Source organism: Croceibacter sp., assembly GCF_002716225.1.
GTDB lineage: Bacteria > Bacteroidota > Bacteroidia > Flavobacteriales > Flavobacteriaceae > Croceibacter > Croceibacter atlanticus.
Map to the genome: position 1 here is coordinate 1 of NZ_PAZX01000021.1, position 21329 is coordinate 21329.

Here is a 21329-nt window from a genome sequence, read left to right on the forward strand (position 1 = left end):
GCGTGTTTCAGAATTATGTGTACCCATTAGCAGATGACTCTATTGAGATAGATATAAACCCTGCAGATATTTCTTGGGACTTTGCAAGAAGTAGTGGTGCAGGTGGCCAAAACGTAAATAAGGTAGAAACCAAAGCTATACTTACTCACCATCCCTCTGGAATTGTGATACATAATTCTGAAACACGCTCACAACTAGAAAATAGGGAAAAAGCTATGCAAATGCTTAAATCGCAATTGTATGAGATTGAGTTGCGCAAACAACAAGCACAGCGTGATGAAATAGAATCCTCTAAAATGAAAATTGAATGGGGTTCACAAATTAGGAATTATGTTATGCATCCTTATAAGTTAGTTAAAGATGTAAGAACGGCTCACGAAACTGGTAACGTAGATGCAGTTATGAACGGTGATATAGATGCATTTCTTAAAGCTTTTCTTATGGCTTCAGGACAAAAACAAGAAGAAGATACCCTATAGTTTTAGAAAAGTTTAAGAGCATTTTTTTGATGGTCCATATACTTAGCATTATATTATTTAAAAATTTAAAATATATAATGATGAAACGTATACTTATAATACTTACCATATTAATAGCTAATACAGTGGCTTTTAACGCCCAAAGTATTACGCAAGAACGTACCAGTGAAGAACTTGAAAAAGAGGTAAGACAACAAACTGAACAACTAGCTTCAGAATTAGGGTTAACAGATAAGCAGGCTAAAGAATTTGAGCGAAATACAATTAAGTATTCCCTAAAAATAGATAGGGTCTTACAAAAAGATATCCCGAAGAAAAACAAGACATTTCAAATTAATGTTTTAGAAGAACAACGTATAAGAGCAACTAGAAATATACTTACAAAACCACAATACGACTTATATTTAAAGATGCTAAGTATCAAAGACGATAACAAATAGATTAACCAATTTAACACAACATGATAACAATATATCACAATCCAAGATGTAGTAAATCTAGAGATGGCGTAAAAGTTTTAGAAGAATCTGGGAAAGAATTTAAAACTGTTAAGTATTTAGATGACAACCTTTCTTTTCAAGAACTAACAGAATTAATTGGTAAGATTGGAATACAACCAATTGATCTTGTAAGGAAAAATGAAAAGATTTGGAAAGAAGACTATAAGGGTAAAGACCTGAGCAAAACAGATATTGTAAATGCCATGGTTAATAACCCTAAACTTATAGAGCGTCCTATTGTTGTTACAGATTATGGTGCCGTTATAGGAAGACCTTCAGAAAAAATTGAAGAATTATTAGATAAACCTAATCAAGAACCAATTTAAGTTTAGGAATTTCATATAATCCTTGTATATTTAAAATCTTAAAACTAAACTTATGAAACGCTTATTACTAGTATTAGCCCTTGTTGTAGGGTTTACATTTACAACACAAGCCCAATCTGCAAGCACTAAAAAAGCAGATGTGGCTATTGAGCAAGCTGCTAAAGCTAAGGTTGCAACACTTAAAAGCACTTTAGATTTAGATGTAAAGCAGGTTAAATTGATGGAGCAAAATCTATCTCAATTTGAAGCTCACAAAAAACAGGTTATGGATGCAGATATTTCTGCAACAGCAAAATCTGAAAAAATTGCAAAAATGGAAACTTATAGATTAGAGTCTGTAAAGCAAATTCTAACTAATGACCAGTATAACCAATATGTAGCACTATTGGGTAAAAAGTAATTTTTTACAACATATTAAATTTTAAAAGGCCGCAATTTTGCGGTCTTTTTTCTTTTAACACAATCTTAACTCTTATAGATTTTACATCTCTACACTTAGGTAGTCAAACACACAAAATTAATGTAATGACTAAAAACCTTCTAGTTGCTTTAATAAGCATACTAACTTTTTCTAATTCAATTTTAGCACAACAGTCTTCTGGAGATGAAGTTACTGTAACAGGAACTGTTGTAGATAAATCTGCAAACATACCGTTGGAGTATGCTACAATTTCATTCCAGAGTATTAATGATGCTACAAAATTAACTGGTGGCGTAACAGATGCAAATGGTAAGTATTCAATCCAGGTTCCTGTAGGCACATATAAAATTACAATCGAGTATATTTCTTTTGAGCCTTATATAATTTCAGAAAAATCAATAACAGAGTCTACCAGCTTAGGTACTGTAAGTTTAGATTTTGCTTCAGACAGTTTAGATGAGGTTGTTATTAGAGCAGAAACAACTCAAGTAGATATAAGACTAGATAAGAAAATTTACAATGTAGGTAAAGATTTGCTAGTTCGTGGAGGTTCGGTGAGTGATGTATTAGATAATGTTCCTAGTGTATCTGTAGATGTTGAAGGTAATGTGGCGTTAAGAGGAAATGATAACGTACGTATTCTAATTAACGGTAAACCATCTGGACTAGTTGGCATTAGTGGTAGTGATGGTCTTAGACAAATACCTAGTGAGGCTATTGAGCGTGTTGAGGTTATTACATCTCCTTCTGCTAGGTATGATGCAGAAGGTACTGGTGGTATCTTAAATATAATTCTTAAAAAGGATAAACTTGTAGGATTTAATGGAAGCGTAAATGTGACAGTAGGAGATCCTGCAAACAATACAGCTTCTGCAAGTGTAAATTATAGAACTAAGGATATAAACCTATTTACCAATACTGGATATTCTTACAGAAAATCTAATGGTGGTGGCTTTAATAATAGAGAAAGTTTTAATGAGGATTTACAATACAGGTTTGTAGATGAAGACAGAGATTTTGAAAGACTTAGAAAAGGATTTAATAGCAATATTGGTTTAGAGTGGTTTATTAATGAAAGCTCTACTCTTACAAACTCATTCTTTATAAGAAACCAAGACAACTCTTCAGAAAATAATACAATTACAAACCGTTATGAGGATACAAGAGATGCGTTGTCTAACGCTTCCAGACGTTTTGATACAGAAACAGAAGATGACCAAACATTTCAATATTCTTTAAACTATGTGAAAGATTTTAATGATGATGGCCACAAGCTAACATTCGATTTTCAATATGAAAAAAGTAGTGAAGACGAATTTTCTAACATTACAGATACAGACACATTTCCTTCCGAGCTAGTGACAGACCAAGAGCGAGTACAAACTTTGGAAGATCAAAATGAAATTTTACTACAGGCAGACTACGTTTGGCCAATAGATGAAAACACTCAGTTTGAAGCAGGTTATAGAGGAACCTTTAATGACTTAACTACAGATTATACAGTATCTGCTATAGATGATAATAATAACTTTATAAGAAATGACTCTTTAAGTAATGTGTTATTTTATGGAGAGCGTGTAAATGCGTTATACTCTCAATATGGTAAAAAGATTAATAAGTTTTCTGTACTATTGGGATTACGTTTAGAGAATACTCAAATTACTATAGACCAGATAACCACAAATAATTTAGCTAAGAAAAATTACACAAACTTATTCCCAACTGTAAATTTAGGATATGAGTTTACTGAAAGTAGTAGTGCAACTTTAGGATATAATAGAAGAATAAGAAGACCTCGTAGTCGTTTTATTAATCCGTTTCCATCAAGAAGTAGTGAAACAAACTTATTTCAAGGTAATCCAGACTTAGATCCTGTATTTTCTGATGGTGTAGACTTAGGATACCTTAAACGTTGGAAAGGCTTTACTCTAAATACATCTATTTATTATACAAGAAGTACAGATGTTTTTGAATTTATAAGTGAAGATACTGGCCAAGTTACCAATAATGGAGATGCTGTAGTAAGACGTTTTCCTGTAAACTTAAGCAGTAATGACCGTTATGGTTTTGAATTAACATTAATGTACAAGCCTGCAAAATGGTGGACCTTAAATTCTGACTTTAACTTATTCAACTCTAAGACAGAAGGTACGTTTAATGGCCAAGATTTTGGAGCAGACAACACAAGTTATTTTGTAAGATTAAATAGTAAAGTTACGTTACCTGCAAATATAGATTTCCAGACACGTATGTTTTATAGTGGTCCTAGTGAAGATGCACAGTCTAAAAGCGAAGGTGTATTTTCTACCAACGTAGCATTAAGTAAAGATATATTTAAAGAACAAGCTACTATTAGCTTTAATGTAAGCGATGTTTTTAATAGTAGAAAAAGACGCTCTGAAACCTTTACAGATACATTTTTTAACGAAAGTGAATTCCAATGGAGACAACGCCAAGCTACACTTTCTTTAACGTATAGATTTAATCAGAAAAAGAAAAGAGAAAGAGGATACGATGGAGGAGATGATGAAGGTGGAGAGTTTGAAGGTTAGTACAGCTAACTCTCTACAACAGAAAAACCCTTCTAAAATTATTTAGAAGGGTTTTTTTATAAAATAAAGCTAAATAAGATTTTAGCTATTTGCCTGTTTTTTAGCTTTACGCTCAGCTTGCTTTTCTTTTACCATTTCCATAATTGCACCACCAATCCAATAAGGAATAAAAGATGCTAAAAATATCATTAACCAAAAACCGATGGTTAAAATAGTTAAGAATGCTAAAAAGCCTAAGTATTGGTCAAAATCGAACATAACAGTTTTTTTCGTAAAGTTTGTCAAAGATACTAAAGCTGGTAAATGTTATGCAAGTGATAAGGCATTTTTTTCAACATAGAAATTAACAAGAATACTTTTTTATGCCTTTAAAGTAAAAAAGCCTGCCTTTTTAAGAAGACAGGCTTTTTAAAATATCTATAAAATTAGATTAATCAACAAATAAAGGTTTGCCGTTCATCATATCATGAATGCTATTTTTAACAGCATCTAACTCACTATCATTTTCAATATTATTAATTACACGGTCAATATACTCTACAATAGTTTTCATATCATCTTCAACCAAACCTCGAGTAGTAACCGCAGCAGTACCAATACGTATTCCTGATGTTACAAAAGGAGACTCAGTATCAAAAGGAACCATATTTTTATTTACAGTAATTTCTGCTTTACCTAAAGTTTCTTCAGCAAGTTTACCTGTTACATTTTTATTTCTAAGGTCAATAAGCATCATGTGGTTGTCTGTTCCGCCAGATATCACATCATAACCTCTTTCAACAAAAGCTTCTGCCATAACGTGAGCATTCTTCTTAACCTGAACCATATAATGTAAAAATTCATCTGTAAGCGCTTCACCAAAAGCAATAGCCTTTCCTGCAATTACATGCTCTAAAGGTCCACCTTGGTTTCCAGGGAAAATACCGCTATCAAATAAAGAAGACATCTTTTTAGGTTTACCACTCTTAAATGTTAATCCAAATGGATTATCAAAATCTTCACCCATTAAAATCATACCACCACGAGGACCGCGTAATGTTTTATGAGTAGTTGTTGTACAAACGTGACAGTGAGGAATAGGATCAGATAGTAAGCCCTTTGCAATTAAACCAGCAGGATGCGCAATATCTGCCATTAAAAGTGCGCCTACGCTATCTGCAATTTCTCTAAAACACTTATAATCTATCTCTCTTGAATAGGCAGAAGCTCCTGCAATGATAAGCTTAGGCTGTTCGCGCTCTGCAATTTTCTGAATATTATCATAATCTAATCGTCCTGTTTCACGTTCTACACCATAATGAACAGGATTGTATAATTTACCAGAGAAGTTTACTGGAGAACCATGTGTTAGGTGACCGCCATGAGATAAATCAAAACCTAAAAATTTGTCACCTGCATTTAAGCAAGCTGCAAAAACTGCAGTGTTAGCTTGAGATCCAGAATGAGGTTGTACGTTTGCCCAAGAAGCTCCAAAAAGTTCCTTTGCTCTATCTATTGCAATTTGCTCGACAACATCTACAACTTCACAACCACCATAGTAACGCTTACCAGGATAACCTTCGGCATATTTATTTGTAAGTACAGACCCAACAGCTTCCATAACTTGGTCACTAACAAAATTTTCACTTGCTATAAGCTCTAAACCATTTGTTTGGCGTTCTTTTTCTTTAGAAATTAAATCGAATATTTCAGTATCACGTTGCATAGGAGGTAAATCTTTAATTGAAAGCCCAAAAATAACAAAAAGCAAGTGTAAAATTGTCTTTAATGTATATATTTGATTACTTTATTGCACAACATATAAACATATAAACTCTATGAAAATAACCGCTAACGACCCAAAACGACAAACGTGGTTGCCGGTTCCCGATAAATCTGATTTTCCAATTCAAAATATTCCATTTGGTGTATTCCTTACACGTGACGATGTCATTACTATTGGAACACGAATTGGAGATACCGCTATAGATCTTGGAGCATTGCACCAATTAGGATACTTTGAGGGTATTCCTTTAACAGATGATATTTTTTTACAGGATACGCTAAACGACTTTATTTCCGATGGAAAGAAAACTTGGCGTTTAGTAAGAAATAGAATCGCAGAGCTTTTTGATGTTAAAGATAAATCTTTACAAAATCACGATGAGCATAAAGAACGCGTTCTCTTTGCAATGGATGAAATAGAAATGCAATTGCCAGTACAAGTTGGTGATTATACAGATTTTTATTCCTCTATTGAACATGCTACCAATGTAGGTACAATGTTTAGAGATCCAGATAATGCGTTATTACCAAATTGGTTGCACATACCAGTTGGATATCACGGTCGTAGTTCTTCAATAATACCAAGTGGTATTCCAGTACATAGACCATTAGGTCAAAAATTACCGAAAGGTGCAGATAACCCTAAATTAGGACCATCTCGTTTAGTCGATTTTGAGCTTGAGATGGCTTTTATAACAACAGATGCTAATCATTTAGGAGAACCAATTCCTATCGATGAAGCTGAAGACTATATTTTTGGACTAGTATTATTTAATGACTGGAGTGCTAGAGATATTCAAAAATGGGAATATGTGCCATTAGGACCTTTCTTAGCAAAAAGTTTTGCCTCATCAATATCACCTTGGATTGTTACTCTGGACGCTTTGGAACCTTTTAGGACAGACAGCCCAAAACCTTTAAAGAAACAGTTGGAATACCTTCAATACAAAGGGAAAAAGAGCTTTGATATTAAACTTCAAGTTGCAATACAACCAGAAGATAAAGTAGAAACTGTTGTTGCTAATACAAACTTTAAATACATGTATTGGAATATGAGCCAGCAGCTAGCACACCATACTATTAATGGTTGTCCTGTAAATTCTGGAGATATGATGGGTAGTGGTACTATATCTGGTCCAACACCAGATTCTTACGGATCTATGTTAGAGTTATCTTGGAGAGGAGAGAAGCCAGTGAAATTAAAAGAAGGTGGTGATCGTAAATTTATAGAAGATAATGATACAGTAATTATTAGAGGTTACTGTGAGAATAAAGACATAAGGTTAGGTTTTGGTGAAGTTTCCACAAAATTATTGCCTGTTTTTAAAAAACAATAAAAGCTTAAGTTTTTTATTTTAATAACAAAAACACCTACAGTTAACGCTGTAGGTGTTTTTTGTTAAATTCATTTGTAGGAATAAACTTTAACAAGATATTATTAATAGGTATAATGTTAATTGTATAAATTTATTTAACAAATTTTAAATTTCCTCTTATGAAAAAAATTACTTATTGGCTTTTTTTGTTAATATTTACAATTTCCTTAACATCTTTGGAAGCGCAAGAAAAGCGACAAACAACAACACAAGAACAAGAAATTGAAGCAAAACTTCAAACCCTATTTGGTTTGGAAAAAGAAGTTTTTGAAAGGCGTGTAAATATCTCTGCACAGCAACAAGCGCCTAAAGCTCTTAAGATGTCTAGTAATTCTTTACAGAGATCTACAGAAATTCAATCCTCACACGTACAATCTGGTTTTAACCTTCAAGGCGATTTAAGCTGTAGCCAAGAGCAGGTAAGTAATAATTTTGAAAATGGATTATTTATTGAAGCTGGCGGTCAAAAAGTTGCAGATGATTTTTTTGTTTCAATAAATACAGACACGTTTGATGTTAACCAAATTAGTGCTAACATACTAACACAAGGTGGTTTAGAAAGTGTTAATATTACATTTTATGAAGATGATGCTGGTTTGCCTGGTACACAAATAGGTGCTTCAATAGTTAGTTTAGTCCCAACATCTCAAGATGTTATAGGGACAGCTTTTGGATTTGATGTACACGATGTAGTTTTAGATTTACCAAGCACAATTTCTTTTGCAGGCACAGGTACAGAAGCTGTAAGATATTGGGTTCAATTAGAAGGAAATCCAAATACTGCAGGAACAAGTGTTGGTATAGAGTCAACTTCTGTAGGCGTAATAGGAGAGTTATCTGTATTTGATAATGATGGAAATGCAACTAATGAATGGCTTTTAAATGATGGCGGCTTAGATAGTGTAATTACTATAAGCGGTAATTGTATACAAGTTTCAGGCTGTTTAGCACCTGAAAACTTTGTAGTAAGCCCAACTGGAGAAAATGCAGATTTTCCTTGGGATAATGTTCCAGGTGCTGTTGATGGTTATACACTATCAGTTTTTGAAGCTGGCGCGGATCCTACTACTGCAACTGCTGTGTTTAGCGCTAATTATGGTGCAGGAACAACTATGGCAACAGCTACAGGCTTATCTACAACTACACCTTACGATGCGTATATAAGTTCAGATTGTGGTGGTACAATTTCTGCTCAAAACACATTAAGTTTTTCAACTACTATTGAAGATCCTGTTTGTGGTAACAGTTATTTAGATTCAGGAGGAAGAGATAACAATTATCAGGACAGTGAGTTAATTACAACTACAATTTTTCCTGAAAATGATGGAGATGTTGTAACCTTAACTTTTACGTTTGTTGATATTGAAGTAAATACTACAGGCGCAGGAACTCAAGATGGTTGTTGGGATTTCCTAACCATTTATAATGGACCAGATACGTCGTCTCCTGTATTAGCACAAACTCTTTGTGGTGAGGCTAGTGGTTCTGGAGCAACACCATCTGTTGATACAAGTAATCTTGAAATAGGTGATTCATTCACATCAACAGATATGTCTGGAGCATTAACAATTGTATTTACATCTGATGAAGTCTTTAACTTTGGTGGATTTGAAGCCGTTATCTCTTGCGATGTGCCTCCTGTTTGTATGGCACCAGATTTAGTACTTGATAATGTTACTACAGACACTGCAGAATTTAGTTGGAGTGAAGTTGCAAATGCTAATAATGGGTATATCTTCTCTGTATTTAGCGAAGGAGCAGACCCTACTACAGCAACTCCTGTTTATACAGAAAATATACCTGCAGGAACGCTTACAGCTACAGCAACAGGTTTATCAGATACTACTATATATGACGCATACATCACTGCAGATTGTGATGCCGATGGTTTGTCTGCATCAGACTCGGTAACATTTGAAACCAATTTTCCAGATCCTGCTTGTGGTGGCAAATTTTATGATACTGGAGGACCAAATGGTGACTTTGAAAATAACGAAGACTACACAACTATAATTGCTCCAGATGATGCAGGAGATGTAGTTACTGCAACATTTACCTTTGTAAACAATACAGAATTTGATGTACTTACTGTAGATACTGGTGATGGTAGTGGCCCTCAAGTAGTACCAGAAATACCTATGGGAGGCACTCCAATCTCATATACTTCATTTGCATCAGATGGTAGCTTAACATTTCAATTTACATCTTCAGGTGTAGTTGAAAATGCAGGTTGGGAAGCAGATATCACTTGTGATTTACCAGCGGCTTGTTTACAACCACTTAATTTTGATGTTTCAGCAATTACAGATACATCAGCTACATTTACTTGGGATGAAGAAACTAATGCAACAAATGGATATGTTTTAGAAGTTTATAGTTTTGGTGATAGTCCAGGATCTGGAACGCCTGTTTATACAGAAACTGTTGCATCTGGAACTTTAACAGCAACAGCAACAGGGTTAGACACTAACTCAATGTTTACTGCTTATATTTATTCAGATTGTGATACAGATGGTATATCAGAAACTACAGACATAGAGTTTGAAACCTTAATAACGCCACCAGCTTGTGATGGCACTTTTAGCGATAGTGGTGGAGTAGATGGTAATTATTCTTCTAGTGAGGTTACTACAACTACAATTACACCAGACAACGCTGGAGATGCTGTTACTATTACGTTTACTTACGTAGATATTGAAACAGCTACAGCTGCAGGAAGTCAAGATGGTTGTTGGGATTTTATGACCATTTATAATGGCCCAGATACCACATTCCCAGTTTTAGCACAAACACTTTGTGGTGAAGAGAGTGGAGATGGTGGTGCACCTTCTGTAGATACAAGTTTACTATCTGTTGGAGATGCATTTACATCAACAGATCCTTCAGGTGCATTAACTATTGTTTTTACTTCAGATAGTTCAGTTGAAGAGACAGGTTGGTTAGCAGACGTAACTTGTGCTACATTATCTGTGGATGAGTTTAGTGCAACTAACTTTACATATTATCCAAATCCTAGCACTGGACATTTAACTATTAATTCTAAAGAAACTATTGACTCTGTTGAAGTAATTAATCTATTAGGACAGCAATTAATTAAACAGAAGCCTAATAGCCAAGATTATACTTTAGACTTAACTACGTTAAGTGCTGGGCAGTATTTCTTAAGAGCACAAATAGATGGTAAAACTGTGGTAAAATCTATTTTAAAAGAATAAGTTTTAAATTCAACTAATATGTAAAACGCTGGTAATTAAATTACCAGCGTTTTTTTATTATACATTAGAATGTAAATTTAAATTTAAACTTTGTCTTTTAGGTATTTAGCGGTGTAACTTTTTTTATTCTTCACAACTTCTTCTGGAGTGCCATATGCTAATAATTGACCACCAGTTTCACCACCTTCCAAGCCAAGATCTATGATGTAATCTGCACATTTTACAAGGTCCATATTATGCTCTATAACTATTACAGAATGTCCTTTTTCAATAAGTGCATTAAACGATTTTAAAAGCTTATTAATATCGTGAAAATGTAATCCAGTTGTAGGCTCGTCAAAAATAAATAATACCTTGTCTTTTGATGTGCTTTTAACTAAGAAAGAAGCAAGCTTAATACGTTGAGCCTCGCCACCAGATAGTGTAGAAGAGCTTTGGCCTAATTGTACATAACCAAGACCAACATCTTGTAAGGGTTTTAGTTTTCGAGTAACTTTAAGTTCTGCTTGCTCATCAAAAAATGATATGGCATCATCTATAGTCATAGTTAAGATATCATGTATAGATTTATCACCATATTTAACTTCTAACACTTCTTTTTTGAAACGCTTTCCTTGGCAAGTTTCACACTGTAAGTGAACATCTGCCATAAATTGCATCTCTATAGTAACTTCACCTTCGCCTTTACAAGTTTCGCATCTGCCACCATCAACATTAAAGCTAAAGTGCTTTGCTTGGTAATTTCTTATTTTAGATAATTTCTGAGAAGCAAATAAACTTCGTATATCATCATAGGCTTTTATATACGTTACTGGATTACTTCTAGAAGAGCGACCTATAGGGTTTTGATCTACAAACTCGATAGCTTTTACATTTCCAAATTTACCTTTAAGTTCAGAAAATTGTCCAGCCTTTTCACCATAACCGCCAACTTCTTTTAACATTGCTGGATACAGTAATTTTTTAATCAAAGTACTTTTTCCACTACCTGAAACTCCAGTAATAGCAGTAAACACACCTAAAGGAAACGTAACATCAATATTTTTTAAATTATTTTCTCTAGCACCAACTATTGTAGCTTCATACTTCCAACTTCTTCTTTTGTCGGGTAAGGGAATTTCCTTAGTGCCATTTAAATAATCTGCGGTTAAAGAGTTGGATTTTAAAATATCGTTATAGGTTCCGGTAGCGACTACGTGACCACCATGTGTTCCTGCTTCTGGACCAATATCTATAATTTCGTCTGCAGCTTTCATGATATCTTCGTCATGCTCTACTACAATCACGGTATTACCTAAGTCTCTTAAATCTTTTAAAACACCAATAAGACGCTCTGTGTCTTTAGGATGTAAACCAATGGACGGTTCATCTAAAATATACATAGATCCTACTAAACTACTACCTAAAGATGTTGCGAGGTTAATACGTTGGGATTCTCCACCAGAAAGTGTGTTACTTTTTCTATTTAGTGTTAAATAATCTAAACCAACATTAGATAAGAACTCCAACCTGCTCGTAATTTCTTTTAAAAGCCGCTTTGCTATAACTACATCATATTCATTTAAAGTTAGAGATGTAAAGAAATCTCTTACATTATTTAGAGGAAGCTCAACCAAATCTGTAATAGTTGCATTGCCAACCTTAACGTAATTGGCTTCGGGTCTAAGTCTTTTTCCTTTACATACTGTACATCTAGTTTTGCCTCTATACCTAGATAGCATTACTCTGTTTTGAATTTTATAGGCTTTAGATTCTAGCTCAGCAAAAAAGTCATTTAAGCCAGTAAAGTATTTGTTGCCTGTCCACACTAAGTCTTTATGCTCTTGAGATAACTCAAAATAAGGTTTGTGAATAGGAAAGTCGAATTTATGTGAGTTGTTAACTAATTGATCTCTATACCAACTCATGCTTTCACCACGCCAAGGAAATATAGCATTCTCATAAATTGATAGTCCTGTGTTAGGAATTACCAAATCTTCATCTATACCAATTACATCTCCGTAACCTTCACATTTAGGGCACGCACCATAGGGATTATTAAAACTAAAAAGATGCGGATTTGGCTCTAAAAATGAAATGCCGTCCAACTCAAATTTATTACTAAAATGATAACGTTTATTAGTATCTAGTTCTTCAATAAAAAGCTCGCCTTTACCTTCATAAAAAGAAGTTTGTATGGAGTCTGCCAGTCTATTTAGATAATCTTCGTCATTTTTTGTAATAATTCTATCAACCACTAAAAACAAATCTTTAGGTTTTTTTGGAAGATTGGCTTCATCTATTCGTTGTACATCACCATCTACCAAAATTCTGCTGTATCCTTGTTGTAATAATACGTTTAGTTTTTCTTCTAGGGTTCTTCCTTTTTCAATTAAAAAAGGAGCTAATAGTAGGAGTTTTGTACGTTCCTCATAGTTGGAGATATGCTTTACAACATCTGCTACTGTATCTTTTTTTACTTCTTGACCAGATTTAGGGGAATATGTTCGTCCTATTCGAGCAAATAAAAGTTTTAAATAATCATATACCTCCGTCGATGTGCCTACAGTACTTCTAGGATTTGTACTATTAACCTTTTGTTCAATAGCAATTGCTGGAGCTATTCCTTTAATACTTTCTACTTTAGGCTTGTCTAATCTGCCAAGAAACTGCCTAGCATAGGAGGAAAGACTTTCTACGTAACGGCGTTGGCCTTCTGCATACAACGTGTCAAAAGCCAAGCTGGATTTTCCAGAACCAGAAAGTCCTGTGATGACCACCAATTTATTTCTTGGTATGACAACATTTATATTTTTTAAATTATGAAGACTTGCGCCTTTTATGATGATGTTTTTCTTAGGATTAACATCTATATCTTGGACTTTCATATGTAGTAAACTGCAATTTTTGCAAAGATAAGCAAAGCATTTTTGCTTTAATCCTGAGGTTTTAAAACATTAAATGTTAAAGTTTTAAGTTTAATTTTGCATAATTGATTTGAATGTTGTTATATTTACGCCCAACGTATCACACTAAATCATATTGCCTATAGCATACAGTTACTTTAAAAAATTTATGATCGCTTCTCTCGAGGCACCTAAAAGTAACATGTATGATGCAATATTCAACTTCAGATGCAGCTCTTGTCCGTAAATATATGGATGGTGACGAAACAGCACTAAGCACTCTAATAAATAGACACCAACAAAAACTTTATAGTTTTATTTATTCTAAGGTTTTTGACCGTACCATAACAGAAGATGTTTTTCAAGACACTTTTATTAAGGTTATAAGAACTCTTAAGCGAGGAAAATATAATGAAGAAGGTAAGTTTTTACCTTGGGTTATGCGTATTTCTCATAATCTTGTTATAGACCACTTTAGAAAAAACAGTCGCATGCCTAAGTTTGAAGGCAAAGGTGACTTTAGCATTTTTGATGTTTTAAAAGAAGATACATTAAATGCTGAAAAGATGCTCATTAAAGAGCAAATAGAAAGCGATGTACGGGAATTAATACATGAATTGCCAGAAGATCAAAAAGAAGTTTTAATAATGCGTATTTATAAAGACATGAGCTTTAAAGATATTGCAGAACAGACAGATGTGAGTATTAATACTGCTTTAGGGCGTATGAGATATGCATTAATTAATTTGAGAAAAGTTATAGAGGAGCATAATATTGTATTAACCAATTACTAAATACAATATGTTTGAATTTTAGGCGTTTTTAGGAATAACTAACGCATAAATTTAAACCATGCCAAAACTTTACTCAAATACATCTTCTGAAGAGGTTTCTCAATTAAAACCAAAAAAAGAAACAATTGCCTTTTTGTTGAATTATTCGAAGGCATTGCGAGTTATTGATTGTGACCCACTAAAGTTTGAGACAATTTTAAACTAGTCTCATCTAGATTGTTCTAACAAACCCATTACTTAGCCGAATGGGTTTTTTTTATGTTCTATTTTTTCTTTTTGTAGTAATCTGCTAATACAGTTTTTCTACCTATGGTTTTAGTAATAATGTCTTTGTCTAAGTCCCAACCTCTTGCTGGAGAATATTCTCTGCCGTACCAGATTATTTGCAAATGAAGATCATTCCAAAGCTCTTTTGGGAATAATCGCTTTGCGTCTTTTTCGGTTTGCACCACATTTTTTCCATTGGTTAAATTCCAACGATACATTAACCTATGAATATGAGTGTCTACTGGGAAAGCAGGAATGCCAAAAGCTTGGCTCATTACAACACTTGCTGTTTTATGCCCTACAGCTGGTAAGCTTTCTAAAGCTTCAAAATCTGCAGGAACTTTGCCATCATATTTATCTATTAAGATTTCACTCAAACCGTGTATACCTTTGGCTTTCATAGGAGAAAGACCAACAGGCTTTATTATATCTCTAATTTCTTCAACAGATAATTTTACCATTTTATAAGGATTGTCTGCAACCTCAAATAAGAGTGGTGTAATTTTATTTACCCTAACATCTGTGCTCTGTGCAGACATAAGTACTGCTATTAATAACGTATAAGGATCTTTATGATCTAATGGTATAGGTATGGTTGGGTATAATTCCTGGAGTTTATCTATTACAAATTGAACTTTTTCAGCTTTGGTCATAATTGTAGGTTTATTTCAATTTAAACTTTTGAATGTGTAGATTAACATTTAAAACATCTTCTTTTTTAGGATGTTTAGTTGCTTCCATCTGTTTTAAAAATTTAAATAATGCTTTAGTGTCTTCAAAAGTATTATTACTTCTTGCACTTACTTGTCTGTAAAAATTATCATTTAAAGTAGTGGTTTGTAACCTTAACTCATTCCTTATATATTCCATAAACAAAGAAATTTGTTTATTAATAATACTTTTATGGTCTTTTTTATCTAGATATAGACCTGCAATAGTTTTGGTATAATCGTAAGTTTTGTTGCTTAGTGGTGTAATTACTTTAATGGCTCTTTGTTTTCGCTTGCCTTCAAAAATTACAAATAAGACTCCTGTTATTAACAATAAATAATAAGACCATTTAAAATACTTATTACTAAACAACACATACATTAATGAGGTTTGAAATGTTTGACCGCTTTTATAATGCCTATCCCAATATATTTTGTCATTAGTATTTAAATAAGCTAAAGCGTGTTCTGTGTAGCTTATGTTGTCTTCCATTAACATAAAGTAATTGGTGAATGCTTTAGGAAAAAGATGTAAAGTAAGCGATCCTTTACCATATGGTAATTTTATAAAATTCACGTAGTTTTCCTTTATCGCTCTATTTTCATTAAGATAGTCTGCATAACCTAAAATTGTAGTTTTAAGCGTGTCTATTTCGTTGAAATATGATATATAACTAGTTCTTCCAAAGTCGTATGCGCTGTCTTGCTTAAATTTAGGATTCGAAAGATTTAAAAGAGGTCTTTGCCTCATATCCTTAGTAGACAGCAACGTTTCTGTCTGTAATCCTAGTGAATCTTTCGTAGGTTTACTTATGCTATTAGCAGATAAGAATACGTTGTTGCCTTTTGAAACCCAATTTAATATTGTGTTTAATTCATCTTTGTCAAAATAGACGTTGTTATTAAGAAAAAAGTAGGTGCCTTGGTGTACTGTATCTTGTAAAAATTCATAAGGTGGTACATCAACTAAGGTTATATCGGTACTTTTATTTTGCGATAAGCTTTCGAATAAGACATAGCTTCCAAACGGTATTTTATCTTGGTTTACAAAACTCTCAAACCAATTTACGGGCTCTTTTTCTAGCGACTCTAGGATAACTAATCCCGCTAAAAATGCTATGAAAATGCCAAACATTATTTTGTAAGACTTACTCATAGTAGTGTTTCAATTTCATTAAACTGCGCCTTGGCTTTTACATAGTCTTTTTGAGTAATACTAAAGTTACCATACCATATAAAATCATAGATTCTGGTAATGTTTGTAAACCCATTTTTAAGATTTTTATTGGTGATCTCGTTAAGGTAATCTGTATTAGTCTTATCAAATTCATAGTCTATCTGTTCAGCATCTGTCAACTGCTTAAGAACAAATAAGTAATGGTACCTTATAGCTAACCTATACTGTTTATTATTTAATGCATCTTCAATTAAAGATGGTATGTGTTGTCTCTTTATGATATCTTCATCTTCACTCATTAAAACCTCTCCAGAATCTGGTGATTTTAAAAAACGATTACCAATATTTAATTTTATAAAAAGCCAGACTATAAACCCTACTATGCCAACAAGAATTAGATATGGTAAATAATTTACTAGAAATAGAAGAATTGCATTGCCTTCATAATCACCAAATAGCCAATTCATAAATTGAATCCATTTTGTATTAAGCCAGCGTTTGATTTTTTGCCACCAAGTTACTTCTTCAACTATTTCTACATAATTGAAGTCTGAATCTTTTTTTAAGTCTTTAATAAATGACCTGTTTATTTGTAATGGATTTACATCAGTATCATCAATTAAGATTTGCCTATCGGGTTTAGCAATAGTGTCTACTTGGGCATTAGTAACTAAGCTAAAGCAGAATATTAATATGTAAAGAAATGTTTTTATAATTCTGAATTAGAGCGGTTTCCTAAATTATCTATAGTTTCAATAGTACCAGTGTAATTTTTGCGTTCATTTAGGTTGAAGTAAAGAAATGCTGTCATAATTGCATAAAAAATATATAGTAGATATTGAAACACATTACTTATAACACTTAATGTAACATAAACCCAATCGAACATTGAGCTAGGATCGCCTTGAGAAATTTCTGATGATATAGTAAAGGCTTTCACAAATGTGTACATAAACATTGGTATTTGAACCACTAAACCAATAATATAAAGCAGAATACCAAAAATGAAAATCGTAATAAAAGACATCCACCAATTACTTTTAATGAGTTGAAAGCTATGGCTTATGCTACCTAATATGTCTTTCTTTTCAAAAATAAGTATGGCAAAAACTAACGTTAGGGGAACCATTACATAAATGCCAGGAATTACACATAACGCTAAACCTAAAAATAAAATTATTGAAGACACTACACCAAGACCAATTAGTTCCCAAAAGGTATACTTTACTTGATGTGAGATGTTACTTTGAGATATAGTACCGTCATTTTGTATATAATCTTTTATAAAATTTAAAATGGTACCGTAGAGTAAAGCATAATAAATAAGGATTGAAACGATAAGAAATGCCATAGAGGCAAATAAATTTCCTAAGCCCATACCGGTATCAAATGTTTTAAACAACTCGCCACTAGCTAAAGAGCCTAGAGTAGAGTAGTTGTAATAAATTGTAGCAGCTACCAATATGAGGAAAAAAGGGCCCACATTTTTTATTAATGCTTTAAACAAAGCTTTATAGTTTTCTCTGAAGAATTTAAAAGTATCTGTTATAATCTCTCCTAGCTCACGCTGGCGCTTAAATTGTATTGAGTTGTCTTTCATGTTTTTTGTGAAGTTGTATTGGATAAATAACGTAATAAAATAAAATTAGAGCTAAGGATATAACTATTATGCATATAGCTAACCAGTCTGGCATTTCTGTATGTCGGGTTACAAAACCTTCTAAAAAACCAGCAATTATAAAAAAAGGTATTGTACTAATTACAATTTTTAAACCTGCTTTAATTCCATTTACAAAAGATGTAAGTCTGGTAAACGTATTTGGAAACAAAATACCTTGTCCTACAACCAAACCAGCACAGCCTGCAATTATGATTACTGAAATTTCTATAGTACCGTGAATCCATATAGTTCTCACAGATTCCCATAAGACACCTTTATCGTAAAAGAAATATTGAAATGCGCCAAGCATAATGGCATTACGCATAATTAAAAACAGTGTACCTATTCCTAAAAATATGCCTAATACAAACGCCATTAAAGAAACCCTAATATTATTAATGGTGATACCTAAAAACATGTTCATTTCACTGGCTTGTTTATAAACGGCCATAGGATCTTCATTAGCTATATTCTCTAACGTCATATTTACATATGCATCTCCCATTACAGCTCTAACAAATGCACCATCTCCAGAAGCAGAAAAAGCGCCAACTATTGTAAACAATACAAAAACTAAAAAACTTAATAGTAACTGCTTATGATAGGCATAAAAAAATAACGGAAACTCTTTTACATAAAAGCTTAAAAATCTATTTCTAGATTCTTTTTTGGTTTTATAAATACTTTGGTGAGCTTTTACAGATAAGCCATTTAAATAGGTTAGCGTGTTACTTTTGGGGTAAAAGGTTTGCGCATAGCTTAAGTGGTCTGTAATCTCTACATAGAGATTAGAAATTTCATCTGGAGACACTTGTGTGTTATTAGATAAGATGTTTTCAAATCTTAACCATTTGTCTTTATTTTGCTTTACAAAAGCGGCCTCGCGCATTTAGAGATATATTTCCTCAAAGAAACAGATTAAATGGATAATTTTCAAATTGAAACTGCTCAAAATATTAGTATACAACAACAAGTTGCTGGTATTGGTGAGCGTATGTTAGCTTTTTTTGTTGATATCTGTATTTATATAGCCTACGTTATTCTTGTAATGCTATCGCTTTCAGGTGTAAATATTTCTTCTGAAGACGAATGGATTTATGGTATGGTTATAATGTTGCCAATGTTCTTATACCATTTGTTATGGGAAACGTTTTGGAATGGAAGATCACCTGGTAAAGCAGCTGTAGGAATAAGGGTTGTAATGTTAGATGGTTCTAACCCTAATTTTTCAAATTACTTAATAAGATGGTTATTGCGCTTGGTAGATATATCATTTACATCTGGTAGTGTAGCAATTGTAACATTATTATTAAACGGAAAAGGACAACGTTTGGGAGATATTGCTGCTAAGACCACTGTAATTACAACTAAAGGAAAGGTTAAGTTTAATGATATAATATATTCTAGTGTAGAAGAAAATTATCAACCTGTATATCCTCAAGTTACGGTATTTACAGATAATGAAATACAAAATATAAAAACAATCTTTTACCGAGCTAAAGCAAAAAGCCAACATCATATTATATTAAAACTCGCGTCTAAACTTAAAGTAGTAATGGATATAGAAACAGAACAAAAGCCTATATTGTTTATTGAAACTGTCATTAAAGACTATAACTACTATACCCAACTGTAATGGATTTCTTTGTATTTGTTGATCTTATAGGAACAATAGCATTTGCAATTTCTGGTGTTTTAACAGCCACCAAGAAGCGTATGGATGTTTTTGGCATTATTATTATTGCTTTTGTAACATCAATTGGTGGTGGTACGTTAAGAGACCTTTTAGTAGGATTTCCCGTAGCTTGGATACGCAATACTTATTATGTTTACTTTATTATAGGATGCGCAATTTTAGCTATTTTATTTAGACGAAAATTAAGACATGTAAGAACCTCTTTATTTCTATTTGATACTATTGGTATTGGTTTGTACACCGTAGTTGGTATAGAAAAGGGATTATCTGCAGATTTGTCTCCAGTAATTTGTGTTGCATTAGGAACAGTTACAGCTACATTTGGTGGTGTAATACGAGACATACTGTGTAATGAAATACCAGTTGTATTTAGAAAAGAGATTTATGCTACTGCCTGCATTTTAGGAGGTGTTTCCTACTTTGTGTTATTGTTCTTAACACCAATACCAGAAGGTATTATTTTTGTTATAGCAGGATCAATAGTAATTACATTTAGGCTACTAGCAGTTCATTACAAATGGATACTGCCTACAATTTACTCGAAAGAAGAAATGGAAAACTTAAATTAGTCTAAGACTTCAATTGTAATAGGTATATTTCTTAGTGGCCATTCACTATCGTCTGTTTCAACGGCATTTATTTTATCTACCACATCCATACCTTTTGTAACTCTTCCAAAGACTGTATGATCATTGTCTATATGGTGAGCACCATTTTTCTTTTGAACAATATAAAATTCAAACGGTGAAGATGCTTTGCTAACATTTTGTTCTGAATATTTAGCAGCTGCAAATGCACCTCTTATATGAGAATAACCAGCTTTAAATTCAGAAGGAATTAAAAAAGAACCAACTTTGCCTCTCATTTTGGCTGTGTCTGTACGATCGCTATTACCACCTTGAATCACGAAGTTAGGAGATACTCTGTGAAAAAAGGTAGTGTCAAAATATCCAAGTTTTGCTAATCTAATAAAGTTTGCTCTGTGTAATGGAGTATCATTAAACAGCGTAACATAAATATCTCCCTGAATAGATAAATTTTGAACCAGCTTTTTTTGTCTCAGCAATATATATTTTAAAATTATCGTTCGCTTCTATAGAATGCATAGAAAAAATAACTTTTTTTTCTTTTGCTAATGGCAAAATTCTATTTTTGATTCCGTTAAAATTTTCTAAATATGACTTAGGCATGTCTTTATGAATATTTAAAAGTAAAAATTGAATAAATTTATCTTGGCTATCTATTTTGGACAATAAATTTTTCAACATAATTCTTTTCTCATTATTATCTTTCGATAGATTTTTTTTAGTAATTCGAAAATCAAAAAAATTTGAATATTTAGCTGGGATCAATTTACATCTTAAACAAATTTTTAAATATTCTTTTTTTGGAAAATAAAAGCTATCAAAAATTATTTTGTTGAATTTAAAAGCAAACTTGGAAATTATATTGTCAATTGCTTTAATAACTAAAATAGTCAAAGGAAGATTTTGATGAGGATGAAGAA

The 21329-nt window shown here is 32.8% G+C and carries 20 protein-coding genes; 10 read left to right on the plus strand and 10 right to left on the minus strand.

Annotated features, from left to right (window positions below; all coding sequences use genetic code 11):
• The 5 genes from CL818_RS13400 to CL818_RS13420 all read left to right on the plus strand — a co-directional run.
• Nucleotides 1-479, plus strand: a 479-nt coding sequence (locus tag CL818_RS13400; RefSeq protein ID WP_286973371.1) for a peptide chain release factor-like protein, incomplete at its 5' end; no start/stop codon positions are given.
• A 77-nt stretch (nucleotides 480-556) separates the two neighbouring features.
• Nucleotides 557-919 (plus strand): hypothetical protein, encoded by a 363-nt coding sequence (locus CL818_RS13405; RefSeq protein ID WP_286973372.1) that lies wholly within the window; start codon nucleotides 557-559, stop codon nucleotides 917-919.
• A gap of 20 nt (nucleotides 920-939) precedes the next feature.
• Nucleotides 940-1305 carry an arsenate reductase (glutaredoxin) gene (gene arsC / locus CL818_RS13410; protein ID WP_219359533.1) on the plus strand — a complete coding sequence of 122 codons (366 nt, stop codon included), beginning with the start codon at nucleotides 940-942 and terminating at the stop codon, nucleotides 1303-1305.
• Nucleotides 1306-1357: 52 nt separating this feature from the next.
• Nucleotides 1358-1705 (plus strand): hypothetical protein, encoded by a 348-nt coding sequence (locus tag CL818_RS13415; protein ID WP_013187587.1) that lies wholly within the window; start codon nucleotides 1358-1360, stop codon nucleotides 1703-1705.
• A 125-nt stretch (nucleotides 1706-1830) separates the two neighbouring features.
• Nucleotides 1831-4278 (plus strand): TonB-dependent receptor, encoded by a 2448-nt coding sequence (locus CL818_RS13420; RefSeq protein ID WP_272974226.1) that lies wholly within the window; start codon nucleotides 1831-1833, stop codon nucleotides 4276-4278.
• A gap of 81 nt (nucleotides 4279-4359) precedes the next feature.
• Here CL818_RS13420 and CL818_RS13425 read toward each other — a convergent pair whose 3' ends face one another.
• On the minus strand, nucleotides 4360-4536 hold the full coding sequence (locus CL818_RS13425) for a hypothetical protein (RefSeq protein WP_013187589.1): 177 nt from the start codon (nucleotides 4534-4536) through the stop codon (nucleotides 4360-4362).
• A gap of 172 nt (nucleotides 4537-4708) precedes the next feature.
• A complete protein-coding gene (gene glyA / locus CL818_RS13430) occupies nucleotides 4709-5983 on the minus strand; it encodes a serine hydroxymethyltransferase (RefSeq protein ID WP_286973375.1) in 1275 nt (424 codons plus the stop codon).
• Between the two features lie 112 nt (nucleotides 5984-6095).
• Here glyA and fahA point away from each other — a divergent pair, with 112 nt between their 5' ends.
• Nucleotides 6096-7379, plus strand: a complete 1284-nt coding sequence (gene fahA, locus CL818_RS13435; RefSeq protein WP_013187591.1) for a fumarylacetoacetase — start codon at nucleotides 6096-6098, stop codon at nucleotides 7377-7379.
• Between the two features lie 158 nt (nucleotides 7380-7537).
• Nucleotides 7538-10633 (plus strand): T9SS type A sorting domain-containing protein, encoded by a 3096-nt coding sequence (locus CL818_RS13440; protein WP_286973379.1) that lies wholly within the window; start codon nucleotides 7538-7540, stop codon nucleotides 10631-10633.
• Nucleotides 10634-10716: 83 nt separating this feature from the next.
• Here CL818_RS13440 and uvrA read toward each other — a convergent pair whose 3' ends face one another.
• A complete protein-coding gene (gene uvrA / locus CL818_RS13445) occupies nucleotides 10717-13500 on the minus strand; it encodes an excinuclease ABC subunit UvrA (RefSeq protein WP_286973381.1) in 2784 nt (927 codons plus the stop codon).
• Between the two features lie 224 nt (nucleotides 13501-13724).
• On the opposite strand from uvrA, the gene CL818_RS13450 reads away from it, so the two are divergent.
• The gene (locus CL818_RS13450; protein ID WP_013187594.1) at nucleotides 13725-14312 is read left to right on the plus strand and encodes an RNA polymerase sigma factor; all 588 of its coding nucleotides are present in this window, start codon (nucleotides 13725-13727) and stop codon (nucleotides 14310-14312) included.
• A 263-nt stretch (nucleotides 14313-14575) separates the two neighbouring features.
• Here CL818_RS13450 and CL818_RS13455 read toward each other — a convergent pair whose 3' ends face one another.
• The 5 genes from CL818_RS13455 to CL818_RS13475 all read right to left on the minus strand — a co-directional run bounded on the left by CL818_RS13455 (nucleotide 14576) and on the right by CL818_RS13475 (nucleotide 19015).
• The gene (locus CL818_RS13455; RefSeq protein ID WP_013187596.1) at nucleotides 14576-15232 is read right to left on the minus strand and encodes an endonuclease III domain-containing protein; all 657 of its coding nucleotides are present in this window, start codon (nucleotides 15230-15232) and stop codon (nucleotides 14576-14578) included.
• Between the two features lie 10 nt (nucleotides 15233-15242).
• Complete coding sequence (locus CL818_RS13460; protein WP_286973383.1) at nucleotides 15243-16445, minus strand: DUF4350 domain-containing protein; 1203 nt, start codon at nucleotides 16443-16445, stop codon at nucleotides 15243-15245.
• On the minus strand, nucleotides 16442-16933 hold the full coding sequence (locus CL818_RS13465; RefSeq protein WP_013187598.1) for a hypothetical protein: 492 nt from the start codon (nucleotides 16931-16933) through the stop codon (nucleotides 16442-16444). The genes CL818_RS13460 and CL818_RS13465 overlap by 4 nt, the downstream gene beginning before the upstream one ends.
• 242 nt (nucleotides 16934-17175) lie before the next feature.
• Nucleotides 17176-18066: a hypothetical protein gene (locus CL818_RS13470; protein WP_272974221.1), complete on the minus strand. Its 891-nt coding sequence runs from the start codon at nucleotides 18064-18066 to the stop codon at nucleotides 17176-17178.
• Nucleotides 18041-19015 (minus strand): stage II sporulation protein M, encoded by a 975-nt coding sequence (locus tag CL818_RS13475; protein ID WP_013187600.1) that lies wholly within the window; start codon nucleotides 19013-19015, stop codon nucleotides 18041-18043. The genes CL818_RS13470 and CL818_RS13475 overlap by 26 nt, the downstream gene beginning before the upstream one ends.
• A 33-nt stretch (nucleotides 19016-19048) precedes the next feature.
• On the opposite strand from CL818_RS13475, the gene CL818_RS13480 reads away from it, so the two are divergent.
• Both CL818_RS13480 and CL818_RS13485 read left to right on the plus strand, forming a co-directional pair.
• Nucleotides 19049-19762 (plus strand): RDD family protein, encoded by a 714-nt coding sequence (locus CL818_RS13480; protein ID WP_283642453.1) that lies wholly within the window; start codon nucleotides 19049-19051, stop codon nucleotides 19760-19762.
• Nucleotides 19762-20391 carry a trimeric intracellular cation channel family protein gene (locus CL818_RS13485; RefSeq protein ID WP_272974219.1) on the plus strand — a complete coding sequence of 210 codons (630 nt, stop codon included), beginning with the start codon at nucleotides 19762-19764 and terminating at the stop codon, nucleotides 20389-20391. Before CL818_RS13480 ends, CL818_RS13485 begins: the two co-directional genes overlap by 1 nt.
• Here the strand turns inward: CL818_RS13485 and CL818_RS13490 are convergent.
• Nucleotides 20388-20888, minus strand: a complete 501-nt coding sequence (locus CL818_RS13490; RefSeq protein WP_286973388.1) for a peptidylprolyl isomerase — start codon at nucleotides 20886-20888, stop codon at nucleotides 20388-20390. The genes CL818_RS13485 and CL818_RS13490 overlap by 4 nt on opposite strands.
• A partial coding sequence (locus CL818_RS13495) for a hypothetical protein (protein ID WP_286973390.1) occupies nucleotides 20821-21329 on the minus strand: 509 nt, incomplete at its 5' end. The genes CL818_RS13495 and CL818_RS13490, both read right to left, overlap by 68 nt.

Bases quoted from the DNA above. Each gene is read 5' to 3' on its own strand.
- CL818_RS13405 (WP_286973372.1), top strand. From the start codon at position 557: ATGATGAAACGTATACTTATAATACTTACCATATTAATAGCTAATACA.
- arsC (WP_219359533.1), top strand. From the start codon at position 940: ATGATAACAATATATCACAATCCAAGATGTAGTAAATCTAGAGATGGC.
- CL818_RS13415 (WP_013187587.1), top strand. From the start codon at position 1,358: ATGAAACGCTTATTACTAGTATTAGCCCTTGTTGTAGGGTTTACATTT.
- CL818_RS13420 (WP_272974226.1), top strand. From the start codon at position 1,831: ATGACTAAAAACCTTCTAGTTGCTTTAATAAGCATACTAACTTTTTCT.
- CL818_RS13425 (WP_013187589.1), bottom strand. From the start codon at position 4,536: ATGTTCGATTTTGACCAATACTTAGGCTTTTTAGCATTCTTAACTATT.
- glyA (WP_286973375.1), bottom strand. From the start codon at position 5,983: ATGCAACGTGATACTGAAATATTCGATTTAATTTCTAAAGAAAAAGAA.
- fahA (WP_013187591.1), top strand. From the start codon at position 6,096: ATGAAAATAACCGCTAACGACCCAAAACGACAAACGTGGTTGCCGGTT.
- CL818_RS13440 (WP_286973379.1), top strand. From the start codon at position 7,538: ATGAAAAAAATTACTTATTGGCTTTTTTTGTTAATATTTACAATTTCC.
- uvrA (WP_286973381.1), bottom strand. From the start codon at position 13,500: ATGAAAGTCCAAGATATAGATGTTAATCCTAAGAAAAACATCATCATA.
- CL818_RS13450 (WP_013187594.1), top strand. From the start codon at position 13,725: ATGATGCAATATTCAACTTCAGATGCAGCTCTTGTCCGTAAATATATG.
- CL818_RS13455 (WP_013187596.1), bottom strand. From the start codon at position 15,232: ATGACCAAAGCTGAAAAAGTTCAATTTGTAATAGATAAACTCCAGGAA.
- CL818_RS13460 (WP_286973383.1), bottom strand. From the start codon at position 16,445: ATGAGTAAGTCTTACAAAATAATGTTTGGCATTTTCATAGCATTTTTA.
- CL818_RS13465 (WP_013187598.1), bottom strand. From the start codon at position 16,933: ATGAATTGGCTATTTGGTGATTATGAAGGCAATGCAATTCTTCTATTT.
- CL818_RS13470 (WP_272974221.1), bottom strand. From the start codon at position 18,066: ATGAAAGACAACTCAATACAATTTAAGCGCCAGCGTGAGCTAGGAGAG.
- CL818_RS13475 (WP_013187600.1), bottom strand. From the start codon at position 19,015: ATGCGCGAGGCCGCTTTTGTAAAGCAAAATAAAGACAAATGGTTAAGA.
- CL818_RS13480 (WP_283642453.1), top strand. From the start codon at position 19,049: ATGGATAATTTTCAAATTGAAACTGCTCAAAATATTAGTATACAACAA.
- CL818_RS13485 (WP_272974219.1), top strand. From the start codon at position 19,762: ATGGATTTCTTTGTATTTGTTGATCTTATAGGAACAATAGCATTTGCA.